Source organism: Halorarum salinum (genome assembly GCF_013402875.1).
In the GTDB taxonomy this organism is placed as follows: Archaea; Halobacteriota; Halobacteria; order Halobacteriales; family Haloferacaceae; genus Halorarum; species Halorarum salinum.
Genome location: NZ_CP058579.1, coordinates 1,522,536 through 1,535,198 on the forward strand (window position 1 = coordinate 1,522,536; position 12,663 = coordinate 1,535,198).

Annotated in this window: 11 protein-coding genes; 3 read left to right on the forward strand and 8 right to left on the reverse strand. The window is 68.1% G+C overall.

Annotated elements, in window-relative coordinates; all coding sequences use genetic code 11:
- Positions 1 to 2: 2 nt before the first annotated feature.
- Together HUG12_RS07275 and larC are read right to left on the reverse strand one after the other, a co-directional pair.
- The gene (locus tag HUG12_RS07275; RefSeq protein WP_179266818.1) at positions 3 to 233 is read right to left on the reverse strand and encodes a hypothetical protein; all 231 of its coding nucleotides are present in this window, start codon (positions 231 to 233) and stop codon (positions 3 to 5) included.
- Positions 230 to 1,627: a nickel pincer cofactor biosynthesis protein LarC gene (larC, locus tag HUG12_RS07280; protein WP_179268124.1), complete on the reverse strand. Its 1,398-nt coding sequence runs from the start codon at positions 1,625 to 1,627 to the stop codon at positions 230 to 232. The genes HUG12_RS07275 and larC overlap by 4 nt, the downstream gene beginning before the upstream one ends.
- Positions 1,628 to 1,864: 237 nt before the next feature.
- Here larC and HUG12_RS07285 point away from each other — a divergent pair, with 237 nt between their 5' ends.
- The 3 genes from HUG12_RS07285 (at position 1,865) to HUG12_RS07295 (ending at position 5,479) form a co-directional block, all read left to right on the forward strand.
- Positions 1,865 to 4,090, forward strand: coding sequence for a CDC48 family AAA ATPase (locus HUG12_RS07285; protein ID WP_179268125.1), 2,226 nt, complete (start codon positions 1,865 to 1,867; stop codon positions 4,088 to 4,090).
- 426 nt (positions 4,091 to 4,516) lie between these two features.
- A complete protein-coding gene (locus HUG12_RS07290) occupies positions 4,517 to 5,065 on the forward strand; it encodes a winged helix-turn-helix transcriptional regulator (RefSeq protein ID WP_246308156.1) in 549 nt (182 codons plus the stop codon).
- Positions 5,066 to 5,131: 66 nt separating this feature from the next.
- Positions 5,132 to 5,479 (forward strand): DUF7471 family protein, encoded by a 348-nt coding sequence (locus tag HUG12_RS07295; RefSeq protein WP_179268126.1) that lies wholly within the window; start codon positions 5,132 to 5,134, stop codon positions 5,477 to 5,479.
- A 109-nt stretch (positions 5,480 to 5,588) separates the two neighbouring features.
- On the opposite strand, the gene HUG12_RS07300 is transcribed toward HUG12_RS07295, so the two are convergent.
- The 6 genes from HUG12_RS07300 to HUG12_RS07325 form a co-directional block, all read right to left on the reverse strand.
- Positions 5,589 to 6,260: a FixH family protein gene (locus HUG12_RS07300; RefSeq protein WP_218836419.1), complete on the reverse strand. Its 672-nt coding sequence runs from the start codon at positions 6,258 to 6,260 to the stop codon at positions 5,589 to 5,591.
- A gap of 574 nt (positions 6,261 to 6,834) precedes the next feature.
- The gene (gene phoU, locus HUG12_RS07305; RefSeq protein WP_179268127.1) at positions 6,835 to 7,509 is read right to left on the reverse strand and encodes a phosphate signaling complex protein PhoU; all 675 of its coding nucleotides are present in this window, start codon (positions 7,507 to 7,509) and stop codon (positions 6,835 to 6,837) included.
- A gap of 388 nt (positions 7,510 to 7,897) precedes the next feature.
- Entirely contained in the window at positions 7,898 to 8,755 is an 858-nt protein-coding gene (pstB, locus tag HUG12_RS07310; RefSeq protein ID WP_179268128.1) for a phosphate ABC transporter ATP-binding protein PstB, read from the reverse strand.
- 5 nt (positions 8,756 to 8,760) lie between these two features.
- Positions 8,761 to 10,368 carry a phosphate ABC transporter permease PstA gene (pstA, locus tag HUG12_RS07315; RefSeq protein WP_179268129.1) on the reverse strand — a complete coding sequence of 536 codons (1,608 nt, stop codon included), beginning with the start codon at positions 10,366 to 10,368 and terminating at the stop codon, positions 8,761 to 8,763.
- Complete coding sequence (gene pstC, locus HUG12_RS07320) at positions 10,365 to 11,336, reverse strand: phosphate ABC transporter permease subunit PstC (RefSeq protein ID WP_179268130.1); 972 nt, start codon at positions 11,334 to 11,336, stop codon at positions 10,365 to 10,367. The genes pstA and pstC overlap by 4 nt, the downstream gene beginning before the upstream one ends.
- Positions 11,337 to 11,455: 119 nt before the next feature.
- Complete coding sequence (locus tag HUG12_RS07325; RefSeq protein ID WP_179268131.1) at positions 11,456 to 12,478, reverse strand: PstS family phosphate ABC transporter substrate-binding protein; 1,023 nt, start codon at positions 12,476 to 12,478, stop codon at positions 11,456 to 11,458.
- Positions 12,479 to 12,663 lie beyond the last annotated feature (185 nt).

A 12,663-nucleotide genomic window follows, 5' to 3' on the forward strand; every position in this document is an offset into this window, starting at 1 on the left:
AGCTACTCGTCCCCGACGAACACGGTTTTCACGCGGCTTCCGCACGCCGGGCAGTTCAGCGTCTGCCACGCGTCGGGGTCGAGTCCGCCCGTCGTCCTCGACCTGACCGCCCGCTCGAGGCCGAACCGCTCGCCGCAGTTGGGACATTCGTAGGCGTCGTCCGTCCGGGCTTCGTCCCCGGCCCTTCCGTCGTCTCCATCCCCGTTCCCGCCGTCACGCTCCCCGCCGCTCATCGCTCGCGGGCGGCCGCCTCGGCGCGGCGCATCACCTCGCGGGTCGGGACGCCCGACTCGCGGGCCGCCGCCGCGGCGTCGTCGTACTCGGCGCTCACGTCGTACACCTCGCCGTCGACGTCCGAGGCCACCTTGACGGCGACGTCGAAGGAGCCTCCCCCGAGTTCGAGTTCGACCGTCTCGAACTCGCGCTCGGCGATCCAGCGGTGGCTCGCGCCGCCCTCCCGCACGCCGAGGGTGCCGGTCTCCTCGGCCAGTCTGCGGGCGACCGCCTCGGCGTCCTCGGGCTTGCAGACGACCTTCACGAGGTGTCCCGGGCGGGACTTCTTCATCGTCGCCGGGAGGACCGCGACGTCGAGCGCGCCGACCTCCCGGAGCGCCCCGTGGAGACCGCCGAGCACCTCCGGCGTCGCGTCGTCGAGGTTCGTCTCGAGGACCGCGACGTCGTCGCGGACGAGGCCCGCACGGCCGGTCGAGGCCGTGGCGGGTTCGATCTCGCCGCCGTCGGCGGCCTCGCCGACGATGGCGCGGAGGACGTTCGGTCGGTCCGGGAAGTCGTAGCCACCGGCGCCGTAGCCGGACTCCGCGACGCGGAGCGGCGGCAGGCGGTCGGTCCCGTCGGCGAAGTGTGCGAGGATGGCCGCGCCGGTCGGGGTGAGCAGTTCGGCGTCGACCGGACCGCCGCGGAGCGACCAGTCGGCCCGCTCGGCGATCTCGACGACCGCGGGGACCGGGACCGGGTAGACGCCGTGGCTGAACTCGACCTCGCCGTCGCCGGTCGCGAGCGGCGTCGTGACGACGTGCTCCGGCGCGAGGTCCGCGAACAGGAGACAGCAGCCGACCACGTCCGCGATGGCGTCGTCCGCGCCGACCTCGTGGAAGTGCGTGTCCGCGAGCGGCTTGCCGTGGACCGAGGACTCGGCCTCGCCCAGGACCTCGAAGGTCGCGAGCGCGTCCGACTCGACGGGTTCCGGGAGGCCCATCCCCTCCACGAACTCGACGACCTCGGCGTAGGTGCGCTGCGGGCCGTGACCCTCCGCGCCGTGGTCGTGATCGTGGCCGTGCGAGCGTCCGTGGCTGTCGTCGTGCGAATGGTCGTGCGAGTGGTGTTCACCGTTTCCGTGGGAGTGGTCGTGGCCGCGGTAGTGATCGTGTGCGTCGTCGTGCCCGTGTGCCTCCCCGTCCTCCCCGCCGTCGGCCCGCGCCTCGTCGTGGACGACGTGTGCGCGGGTCGCCGCGATGCCGCACTTCTCGACGGTCTCGAACTCGTAGGTGACCGGCAGCGCGTCCTCGACCGGGTCCAGCACCGCCGGGTCTGCGCCGGCCGCGACGAGCGCGCCGAGCAACATGTCCCCGGCGGCACCCATCCGGCCGTCGAAGGCGAGCGTTCGCATACCCCCACCGAGGGGGCCCGGGGTAAAGGCGGTACCGTCACGGACGTGTTTCCCCACGGTTCGGAGTCGGCGTCTGCCGCACGTCATCCGGTGACCCGATGCTGTTTTGGGCCCCCGCCCCATACCGTGTCATATCGTGGCACGCCCCGTCGCGAACGGACGGCGAGTGGCGGTAGCAAAGCACTTAACCGCGAACGTGGCGGACAACCCCCACACGAACACCCCGTCCCCCAACACATGAACGAAGTCCAACTCGAAGTTGCGAAAGCCTACCCGAACGACTCGGGGCGCGGCATCGCGCGTCTCGACCCCGACACCCTGCTCCACCTGAAGCTCTCCCCCGGTGACATCATCGAGATCGAGGGCGCGGAGACGACCGCCGCGAAAGTGTGGCGCGCCGACCGGCAGGACTGGAACACCGACACCGTCCGCATCGACGGGTTCACCCGCCAGAACGCCGACGTCGGCATCGGCGAGCGGGTCACCATCCGCAAGGCCGAGGCGACGAAGGCCGAGAGCCTGACGCTCGCTCCCCCCGAGGAGGCGTCGGTCCAGTTCGGCTCGGACGCGGCGGGCATGGTGAAACGACAGATCCTCAAGCGGCCGGTCGTCGAGCGCGACATCGTCCCCGTGATGTCGAGCACGAACCACCCGTTCATGCGCTCGCCCGGCCAGGCCATCCCGCTCATCGCGGTCGACACCGAGCCGGAGGGCGTCGTCCTCATCACCGAGGACACCGAGGTCGAACTCCGCGAGGAGCCCATCTCCGGGTTCGAGAAGACGGGGGGCGGCATCACCTACGAGGACATCGGCGGCCTCCAGGGCGAGATCCAGCGCGTGCGGGAGATGGTCGAACTCCCGATGAAGCACCCGCAGATCTTCCAGAAACTCGGCATCGAGCCGCCCCAGGGCGTCCTGCTTCACGGCCCGCCCGGCACCGGGAAGACGCTGCTCGCCAAGGCGGTCGCCAACGAGACGAGCGCCTCGTTCTTCTCCATCGCGGGCCCCGAGATCATCTCGAAGTACTACGGCGAGTCCGAACAGCAGCTCCGGGAGATCTTCGAGGACGCGAAGGACGACTCACCGTCGATCATCTTCATCGACGAACTGGACTCCATCGCGCCCAAACGCGAGGACGTCACCGGCGAGGTCGAGCGCCGCGTCGTCGCCCAGTTGCTGACGATGATGGACGGGCTGGAGACGCGGGGACAGGTCATCGTCATCGCGGCGACGAACCGCGTCGACTCGGTCGACCCCGCGCTCCGCCGACCCGGCCGCTTCGATCGCGAGATCGAGATCGGCGTGCCGGACGAGTCCGGCCGCAAGGAGGTGCTGCAGATCCACACCCGGGGGATGCCGCTCTCGGACGACGTGAACCTCGACCGCCTGGCCGACGAGACGCACGGCTTCGTCGGCGCCGACATCGAGAGCCTGACGAAGGAGGCCGCGATGAAGGCGCTCCGCCGGTACCTCCCCGAGATCGACCTCGACGAGGAGGACATCCCGCCGAGCCTCATCGACCGGATGATCGTCAAGCGGAGCGACTTCCACGGGGCGCTCGCCGACGTCGAGCCCTCGGCGATGCGGGAGGTGCTCGTCGAACTCCCGAAGATCACCTGGGACGACGTGGGCGGCCTGGAGGACCCCAAACAGAAGGTGAAGGAGGCCGTCGAGTGGCCGCTCTCCGACCCCGAGAAGTTCGACCGGATGGGCGTGGAGGCGCCGAAGGGCATCCTGCTGTACGGCCCGCCCGGCACCGGGAAGACGCTGATGGCGAAGGCCGTCGCCAGCGAGACGAACGCGAACTTCATCTCCGTCAGGGGGCCACAGCTCCTCTCGAAGTGGGTCGGCGAGTCCGAGAAGGCGATCCGGCAGACGTTCCGGAAGGCCCGGCAGGTCTCCCCGACCATCATCTTCTTCGACGAGTTGGACAGCCTCGCGCCCAGCCGCGGGCAGGAGATGGGCAACAACGTCTCCGAGCGCGTCGTCAACCAGCTGCTCACCGAGCTCGACGGGCTGGAGGAGATGGGCGACGTGATGGTCATCGGCGCGAGCAACCGGCCGGACATGATCGACCCGGCGCTGATCCGCTCGGGTCGGTTCGACCGCCTCGTGATGATCGGCCAGCCGGACGAGGAGGGTCGCGAGCAGATCCTCAAGATCCACACCGGCGACACGCCGCTGGCGCCCGACGTGAGCCTCCGCGAACTCGCGGAGATCACCGACGGCTACGTCGGCTCCGACCTGGAGTCGATCGCCCGCGAGGCCGCCATCGAGGCGCTCCGGGAGGACGACGACGCCGAGGAGGTCGGGATGCGACACTTCCGCCAGGCGATGGAGAGCGTTCGTCCGACGATCACCGACGACATCCTGAGCTACTACGAGGGCGTCGAGGAGCAGTTCAAGGGCGGCGGGACGGACTCGCTGCGCAGGGACCAGGGCGGCCGGATCGGGTTCCAGTAGAACCTCTTTTGCCGGGGGCGCGCTCGCTCGTCGACCCCCCGCAAAACCCGGTGATGCCAAAACGCCGCCCGCTGGTGCCGACTGCGGTCGGTCAGTCGGCTTCGTTTCCGTCCGGAGCGTTCTCTCGCCGGCCGGTTCCGATCGCGCTCCGCCGGTCCGAGCGATCGGAACGGACGGAGCGCACGCTGATCGCTCCTGTACCTCCAGGAGTCCGGCGTGAAACGGCAGTTCTCCGTCTGAGCCCGTGACCCCGCTTGGTAAGTATCGGGACCGTATCTCGACGGAATCCGCACCGTAATTCGACGGCAATCCGTGAGTAGGCACATGGCCGAACGCGTCGTTAGGCGGACATAAGATGGCGAAACCGGATTCGCGACGGGAGCAGCGTTCGGCGGCATCGACCCGACGGTGCTGGTCGCGGTGAACGTGATACTCGCGTCAGCTGGCGGGTTCACCCCGACGCGGCGGGCGATCCTCGAGCACATCGAGGCCCACCCCGGGGTGCATTTCAGCGAGCTCGTCCGGAACCTCGACGTCGCGTCGGGACAGGTGCAGTACCACCTCCGGAAGCTCCTGTCGAACGGACAGGTCGCCGAGACGTACCTCTACGGCCGCACTCACTACTACCCCCCCGAGTACGACGCGTGGGAACGGGGCGCGCTCGCGCTCTTCCGCCGCGAAACGGCGCGGGAGATCCTGCTCCACCTCCTCGAACGCGGGCCGTCGACGCCGCGGGACGTGGTCGGGAGCCTCGACATCGCCCGGAGCACGCTCGAGTGGCACCTCGAGCACCTCGTCGAACAGGGACTGGTGGACAAGGAGTACGACGGCGGGAACGGCGTCGTGCTGACGGTGGCGCACCCGCAACGAACGGTGCAGCTGTTGACCGGGGTGATCCCCTCCGCGTCCGATCAGCTCGTGGACCGGTTCCTCAGGTTCGTCGACCAGTTGTTCGCCGGCGGTGACGGCTCTTGAGCGCCGGAAGCTCCCCGCGAACGCTTACGATTTAACACGGATATGCGAGTACTCGGTACCACGCCGATGGGGCCGTCAACGCGGACGCTACAGCTCGGGGCCGACTGGATAGATCCGGGGTACTCGCCGTTGCTCACCGCGACGATCCTCCTGGCGGGGCTCGGCACGACGATGCTCTTTCTCGTCAGCGTGGTCGCGTACCGGCAGCGACGGACCTCCCGGTACCTGCTCGTCGCGGTGGCGCTCGCCGCGCTCGTGGTTCGCACGGGGATCGGACTCGGAACGATGCTCGGGTTCGTCCCGATGACGGTCCACCATCTCGCCTCCCACAGCCTGGACTTTCTCATCGCCGCGGCGATCCTGTACGCCGTGTACCGGAGCGGCCCCGACGTGGAAACGCTCCCCGCCGAGTGACGGCCGCGCCGAGCGGACGCGCCCGTCGCCGTGGGACCCCGCCGTGGGACCCCGTCGGATCGGCCGAAAAGCGACGTCGGCGCGGCGAGCACTCCACGGTGTGGCGCCCTCAGCGTCGTAGGCGGAGCGCACCGACGACCAGCACGGCGGCGATCACGGCGGCCGCGACTCCGACGTCGGCGCCGGCGAGCAAGCCCGCCCGGTCGGTCCCGTCGTCGGGACCGTCGCCCCGGACGTCGTTCTCGTTCCCGTCGGTTCCCGACTCGCCTTCGCTGCCCGCGGCCGACTCGGTCCCGTCGTCGCCGTCCGGTGCCGACTCGGTCCCGTCGTCGTCGGTCTCGTCGGCGTCACCGGGGTACTCGAGGTCGGCCCGGTCGTGGACCTCCTTCTCGAAGTGGGTGTGGATCTCGGTCCCGTCGAGACTGCCTTCCACGTGGACGACGTACTGCCCGGGTTCGGTGAAGACGACCGCCGCCTCGTACACGCCCGGTTCGCCGTGACGCTCGCTCACGTTCAGCGGCGTCTTCTCCCCGCCCGCGCCCTGGACGGACACCTGCAGCGTCCCCGCCTGTCCGTCGACCGGTTCGTCGGTCTCGTTGTCCAGTATTTCGAGCGTCAGCCGCGTCCGTTCGTCGGTGATGACCGGTTCGTCCGCCGCGCCGAAGGTCAGATCGTAGCCCTCCACGGTTTGCTCCTCGTGTGCCAGGGCCGGACCGGCGGCGCCGACCGCCAGCACCACGACCAGACAGAGCGCGACGAGCGACCTCTGTTGTCTTGTCACGCACTAACGTTCGCCGATTTTTCGGAAGACGGTTCTGGTCGGACTCTAGAAGCGAGGTCGTCGGGCGCGAACCCGGCCGTTCGGCGGTCTCCCGGCGGAACGCACGCTTCCCGGCCGCGCCCGACCGGACGCGTTCGCCATCGGGCGCGCTTGCGCGATCGCCCTCGGGAACGGCGGTGGCAGCGTCGTCGCCGCTCCGAAGCCGTGGTGGGAACGTCGAACCCGCGGGAGCGGGGTCCGCGGGAGGTCCGACGCGACCGACCGCGTACGAAGGGGACCCGCCATCGCCGGGGGCGGACGACGCCAGCGGCGGTACCGCGAGCGAGGGAGGCGTGGCGGAGCCACGCCGACCGTGACCGGAGGATCGGGGCTCGCGGCCTTTTGGCACTGACGAGCGGAGCTCGTCTTGCGGCCAGAAACCGACGGGTTCTGGCAGCATTACGGGAAATCTTCGATCTCCCGTCAGCAGTGGGATTCCAGCGGAATCCCACAGCACGAACGGTTTTGCGGGGTTCGACGAACGCGGGCGGCGTAGCCGCCCGCGTGAGGAGGACCCCCGCAAAAGAGGTCCGTTCTAGTAGATGAGTTCGTCGTCGTTCTCGAGCATGTAGAGGGTACGGGCGGCGATGTTGACCGCGTGGTCGCCGACCCGCTCCAGGTCCCGGATGGTGAGGAGCAGGCGGGAGACGTCCGCCATGATGTCCTCGACGTCCTCCTCCGAGTCGACGCCCTCGCGCTGGATGAGGTCGCGGACGACCGCGGAACTGGCCTCCTCGCACATCGCGTCGACGTCGTCGTCGGCCTCCGCCACCTCGTAACAGGCGGCGGTGTCCTCGTCGGCGTAGGCGTTCATCGCGTCCTCCAGCATGTCGAGAGTCGCCTCGCCGATGCGCTGGACGTCCACGTCCGGGAACACGTCGCGCTGGGCCTCCAGCGTGTACCCCCCGAGGTTCGTCGCGAGGTCGCCGATGCGCTCGAGGTCGGTGATGATCTTGAACGACGCCGCGATGAAGCGCAGGTCGCCCGCCACCGGCTGCTGGAGCGCCAGGAGGTCGACGCAGTCCTGTTCGAGTTCGAGGTAGAGCCGGTTCACCTCGGCGTCCTCCTCGATGACGCGGTTGGCGAGCTCCTCGTCCTTCTGTTCGAGCGCGTCCATCCCCATCCGCAGGCGCTCGGCGACGAGTTCGCTCATGTAGAGCACGTCCTCTCGAAGCTCCGCGAGGCGTTCCTGGTACTGTTTCCGGGGCATACCCGAACTGTCGTCGGGCGGCGTGTAAGCGTTGCCCTCGGTCACCCCCTTCGGGTACGGGACTCACACGGGGGCTCCGGAGGTCACGGGCGGGCGATTCGAGGTCCGACCGGGCTCGGGACGTCGCCGACTGGCCGCTGGTTTCGTCGGTCGACGCGCGAGCGGAACGGGACGCGGACGGGAAAACGAGCGTGACCGGATCGTGGAACTGGAGGAGAGACCGGAAGCGGGACCGGGGGAGACCTGGTCAGGAGCGACTGGGGGAGACCAGATCAGGAAGCGGTACTGGAGGAGGCGGATCGGGAAACGTGACCGGAGGATCGGGGTGAGAACGGGATCGGAATCGACGGGCCCCTCCCGCCCGGATCCGACGACGGCGTCCGCCCGGTCATCCGAACTTGCCGGTGATGTAGTCCTCGACGCGGTCGGACTCGGGGTTCTCGAAGATCTCGTTCGTGTCGTCGAACTCGACGAGTTCCCCGCCCGTGAGGAACACGGCGGTCTTGTCCGAGATGCGCGCCGCCTGCTGCATGTTGTGGGTCACGATGACGACCGTGTACTCCTCGGCGAGGTCCGCGATGAGGTCCTCGATCTTCGAGGTCGCCACCGGGTCCAGCGCAGACGCCGGCTCGTCCATCAGGATGACCTCCGGGTCGGCCGCGATGGCGCGGGCGATACAGAGCCGCTGTTGCTGGCCGCCCGAGAGATCCAGCCCGGACTCGTCGAGCTGGTCCTTCACCTCGTCCCAGAGCGCCGAGCGCCGCAGCGCCCGTTCGACCTGTTCGTCCAGGTCGTCCGTCCGGCCCTGAACCCGCAGGCCGTAGGCGACGTTGTCGTAGATGCTCTTGGGGAACGGGTTGGGTTGCTGGAACACCATCCCGATGCGCCGCCGCAGCGCCACCGGGTCGACGTCGTCGTCGTACACGTCCTTCCCGTTGAACAGCAGTTCCCCCTCGACGCGGGCGGCGTCGATGAGGTCGTTCATCCGGTTGATACACCGCAGGAACGTCGACTTCCCGCAGCCCGACGGACCGATCATCGCCGTCACCTGCCGCTCGGGGATCTCCATCGAGACGTCGCGGATCGCCTGCGTGTCGTCGTACCAGACGTTCAGGTGTCGGCTCTCGATGACCGTCGGCGCCGTGCCGGACGCCGCCCCGTCCCGGGAGAGTCCGGCCTCGGCCGGGTCCGTCTCGATCAGTCGGTCGTCCGGTTCCACGTCCACGGTCGTCGTGTCGTCGTTCATGGTTCTCAGGAGCCTCTCTGGTAGTTGTTCCGCACGTAGATGGCGACCGAGTTGATCGACAGCAGGACGACCATCAGGGTCACCACGCCGGCCGCGACCACGCCCTCCCGGAACGCCTCCTGCGGGCGGAACGCCCAGCCGTAGATCTGCATCGGCATCGCCGTCGCCCGTCCGAACAGTTCCGTCGGCGGCGAGAACAGCGTCTGCGCCACCCCGATGATGATGAGCGGCGCCGTCTCCCCGATGGCCCGCCCGAGCGCGAGGATGGAACCGGTCATGATGCCCGGGAGCGCCTCCGGGAGGACGACCGAGCGCACCGTCTGCCACCGCGTCGCGCCCATGCCGTAGGCGGCCTGTCGCTGGGAGTCCGGGACGGACCGTATCGCCTCCTGCGAGGAGATGATGACGATGGGGAGGATGAGCAGAGACAGCGTCATGGCCGCGACGAGCACGATGCCGAATCCGAACCCGACGAGGTTCACGAAGATGCCCAGTCCCAGCAGGCCGTACACGACCGACGGGACGCCTGCCAGGTTCGAGATGTTCACCTGCACGACGCTCGTCGCTAGCCCGCCGTACCCCGACTGCGGGGCGTACTCCTCGAGGTACACCGCACAGCCGACGCCGAAGACGAACGAGAGCACCGCCACGAGCGAGATGACGAACACAGAGCCGATGATGGCCGGATACAGCCCGGCCTCCTCGGCGAACCGCGAGGGCGCGCTCGTGAGGAACTGCCCGTCGAGCCACGGCTCCGGTCCGACGATCCCGAGCGTCGTGACGAGAAGTTGGCCCAGGAGTAACCCAACGAGCACGACTACGGGGAACAGAAGTCCCCGTCGTGCGAGTGGGCGGTCGATCGCCGTCTCGGCGGCGTAGGAGGCGATGAGCGTCCCGGGTACGAGTACGAGGATGACGCCGACCGAAGGGCCGACTCCGGAGACGGACGCCAGGCCGAATCCGGCCGTGGCAGCCGCGACGAGCGTCCCGATCCCAACGAGCGCACCGGCTCTCGTTCCCGTGCGGTCACGCCAGCGGTAGCCGTAGTAGGCCGCAACGGGAACGCCGACCGTCCAGAGGTAGATGATGACGTCCGTCGGGTAGGTGTTGATGGGGCCCTTGAGGACGTAGCCGACCGCCAGTCCGACAACGAGGACGGCCAGCGGAACCGGGAAGGAGAGGCGGTCGTCGTCGTTCGCGCTGCCGTAGATGAGCACCGCGACGGCCGGCACGATCCCGAACGTGTACAGCAGCATCCACAGTTGGATGTCGGTGACGACGAACAGGACGACGAGCGCGAGCGCGAACTCCGTACCGCCGATCAGGCGGACGACGACGCCCTCGACGACGTCCGAGACGCCGGGCGTCCGGACGGCGTACCAGAGGAACCCGACCGCCGGACCGGCGACCGTGAGGAGGAAGACGAGGAACCACGTCGGCTCGGCCGCTCCGATCCCGAACGCGTCGCCCGAAACGTAACCGAGCAGTACCGCGAGCGTCACGATCCCGACGAGCGAGGCGGCGAGCGTCACGTACTCGAAGGCGACGCTCTTCACCCGGCTGACGGAGCCGAAGTCGGTCGTCGCTGACGCCGTCGATTCGGCCGCCGTCATCGGTACTCCTCCCGGTAGCGCCGGACGATCAGTTCGCTGACGACGTTCATGGCGAGCGTGATGACGAACAGGGTGATGCCGATGGCGAACAGTCCGTCGTACGCGAGTGAACCGCCGGTGATGTCGGAGTTCGCGAGCTGGACCATCGCCGAGGTCATCGGCTGGGCCGGCTTCAGAAACACGTCAGCGGGGTGGATGTACGGGATCGAGAGCCCGAGAAGCTGGTCGTAGCGCACCGACGGGAGCCTGGCGTTCGATCCGCTGGCGACCACGACGATCATCGTCTCGCCGATGGCCCGCGAGAGCGCGAGGATGAACGACGAGACGATGCCCGAAATCGCCGCGGGGACGACGATGCCGGTCGACACCTCGAACTTCGTCGCTCCGAGCCCGTAGCCGGCCTGCCGGAGCGAGTCCGGCACCGCGTTCATCGCGTCCTCGCTGATCGAGGCGACCATCGGGATGATCATGATGCCGACCATCAGCGACGCCGAGAGGACGTTGAACGTCGAGATGGACGGGAACAGCGTCGCCCTGAGGAACGGCGTGAGGTAGACGAGCGCGAGGATGCCGTACACGATCGTCGGCACGCCCGCGAGGATCTCGAGGGCGGGCTTCAGGTAGCTCCGGACCCGGGGGCTCGCGTACTCGCTGAGATAGATCGCGGTGAGGACGCCGATGGGTAACGCGACGGCCGCCGCCGTGATCGTCACGACGAGCGTGCCGAACACGAGCGGGAGGACCCCGAACGTGACCGGCTGAATGGCGGGACTCCAGTTCGTGCCGGCGAGGAATCGAAACACCGAGTAGTCGGTGAAGAACCCGACGGCATCGATGACGAGCGCGAAGAGGATCCCGACCGTCGTCAGGACGGAGACGGTCGCACACAGCAGGAAAAGGAGTTGGTACGCACGCTCGCGGAACGAGCGCGTGCCGTTTCCGACCAGGTCCGGCGAATCAACGCTCATTAGTCTGTTTCGGACCAATCTGTCCCGTGAGGCGGTTCATCGTGCGGTGTTGTGGGTGGAGGGGGGAAAAACGGCGTGGATTCCCGTCTTGCCCGTACGGCTACCATCGATTCGGACGTTCACGCGTTGTCGATGAAGGAGTTGAGCTCGTCGAGTTCCTTCTGCATGTCCTCCTGGGTATTGGGGACGTAGCCGATCTGGTCGGAGATGAGCTCCTGGTTCGCGCTCTGCTCGACGAAGTACCGCGCGAACTCGGCCTTGTGCTCCTCTTGCATCGACTCCTGGGACGCGTAGGTGAACAACGGGCGGGAGAGCGGCGTGTACTTCCCGGCCTTCGCGTTCTCAAGCGTCGGCTCGACGGGCCCGTCGCCGTCGTCGATGGCGACCCCTTTCACCTTCTCCTTGTTGCCCTGGTAGTACGCGAAGCCGAAGTAGCCGATCGCGAACTCGCTTCCCGCCACGCCCTGGACGATGGTGTTGTCGTCCTCGGTGGCCTGGTAGTCCTGGGTGTGCGCGCCGCTCTCGCCGACGATGGTCTCGGTGAAGTAGTCGAACGTTCCCGAGGTCTCGGCGGCGCCGAACCGTTCGATGGTCTCGTCGGGCCACTCGCTCCGGACGTCGCTCCACGTCTGATCGTTGCCGGCATCCGGGCCCCAGATCCGAGCGAGTTCGTCGACCGTCATCGAGTCCACGAAATCAGCTTCGTTGTTGACGACGACCGTCAGCGCGTCGGTAGCCACGTTGATTTCCTGCCAGGACACGTCGTTCCCCTCGCACTGCTGCTTCTCCTCCTCCTTGATGGGACGCGACGCGTTGTTGAAGTCCGTCTTGCCGTCGCAGAAGAAGTTCGCGAAGCCGCCGCCCGAGCCGGTCGACTGTACCGAGACGTTCACGTCGGAATGCTCCTTCTGGAACTCCTCGGCGACCGCGCTCGCGATGGGGAAGACCGTCGAGGAGCCGGCGATCGAGATCTCGCCCGACAGGTTCTGACCGCCCGACCCTCCGTTCGAACCGCCGGAGCCGTCGGACCCGCCTGGGTTCTCCTCGCTAGTACAACCCGCGATGCCTGCGACGCCAGCCGCCCCGGTCACGGCGAGGAACTTCCGCCGCGAGAGGCCGCTGAGTCCTTGGTTGTCGGCCATCAACCGAATGGAGCCGACTTGAACATAAATATCCTACTATGTCATCTATATATCGAAGGGGAGGGAACAAGTGACACGGACGCCGTGCCCGCCGGTTCGATTCGGTATCCGCCACTCGAGGTCAGCGTCGTCCACTTGCGCTCGAACCTACCGCTCTCGACCGGTGAGGTACGTCCGGACGAAGC

Bases quoted from the DNA above. Each gene is read 5' to 3' on its own strand.
- pstA (WP_179268129.1), bottom strand. From the start codon at position 10,368: ATGACGGCGGCCGAATCGACGGCGTCAGCGACGACCGACTTCGGCTCC.
- HUG12_RS07285 (WP_179268125.1), top strand. From the start codon at position 1,865: ATGAACGAAGTCCAACTCGAAGTTGCGAAAGCCTACCCGAACGACTCG.
- larC (WP_179268124.1), bottom strand. From the start codon at position 1,627: ATGCGAACGCTCGCCTTCGACGGCCGGATGGGTGCCGCCGGGGACATG.
- HUG12_RS07325 (WP_179268131.1), bottom strand. From the start codon at position 12,478: ATGGCCGACAACCAAGGACTCAGCGGCCTCTCGCGGCGGAAGTTCCTC.
- phoU (WP_179268127.1), bottom strand. From the start codon at position 7,509: ATGCCCCGGAAACAGTACCAGGAACGCCTCGCGGAGCTTCGAGAGGAC.
- pstC (WP_179268130.1), bottom strand. From the start codon at position 11,336: ATGAGCGTTGATTCGCCGGACCTGGTCGGAAACGGCACGCGCTCGTTC.
- HUG12_RS07275 (WP_179266818.1), bottom strand. From the start codon at position 233: ATGAGCGGCGGGGAGCGTGACGGCGGGAACGGGGATGGAGACGACGGA.
- HUG12_RS07295 (WP_179268126.1), top strand. From the start codon at position 5,132: ATGGGGCCGTCAACGCGGACGCTACAGCTCGGGGCCGACTGGATAGAT.
- pstB (WP_179268128.1), bottom strand. From the start codon at position 8,755: ATGAACGACGACACGACGACCGTGGACGTGGAACCGGACGACCGACTG.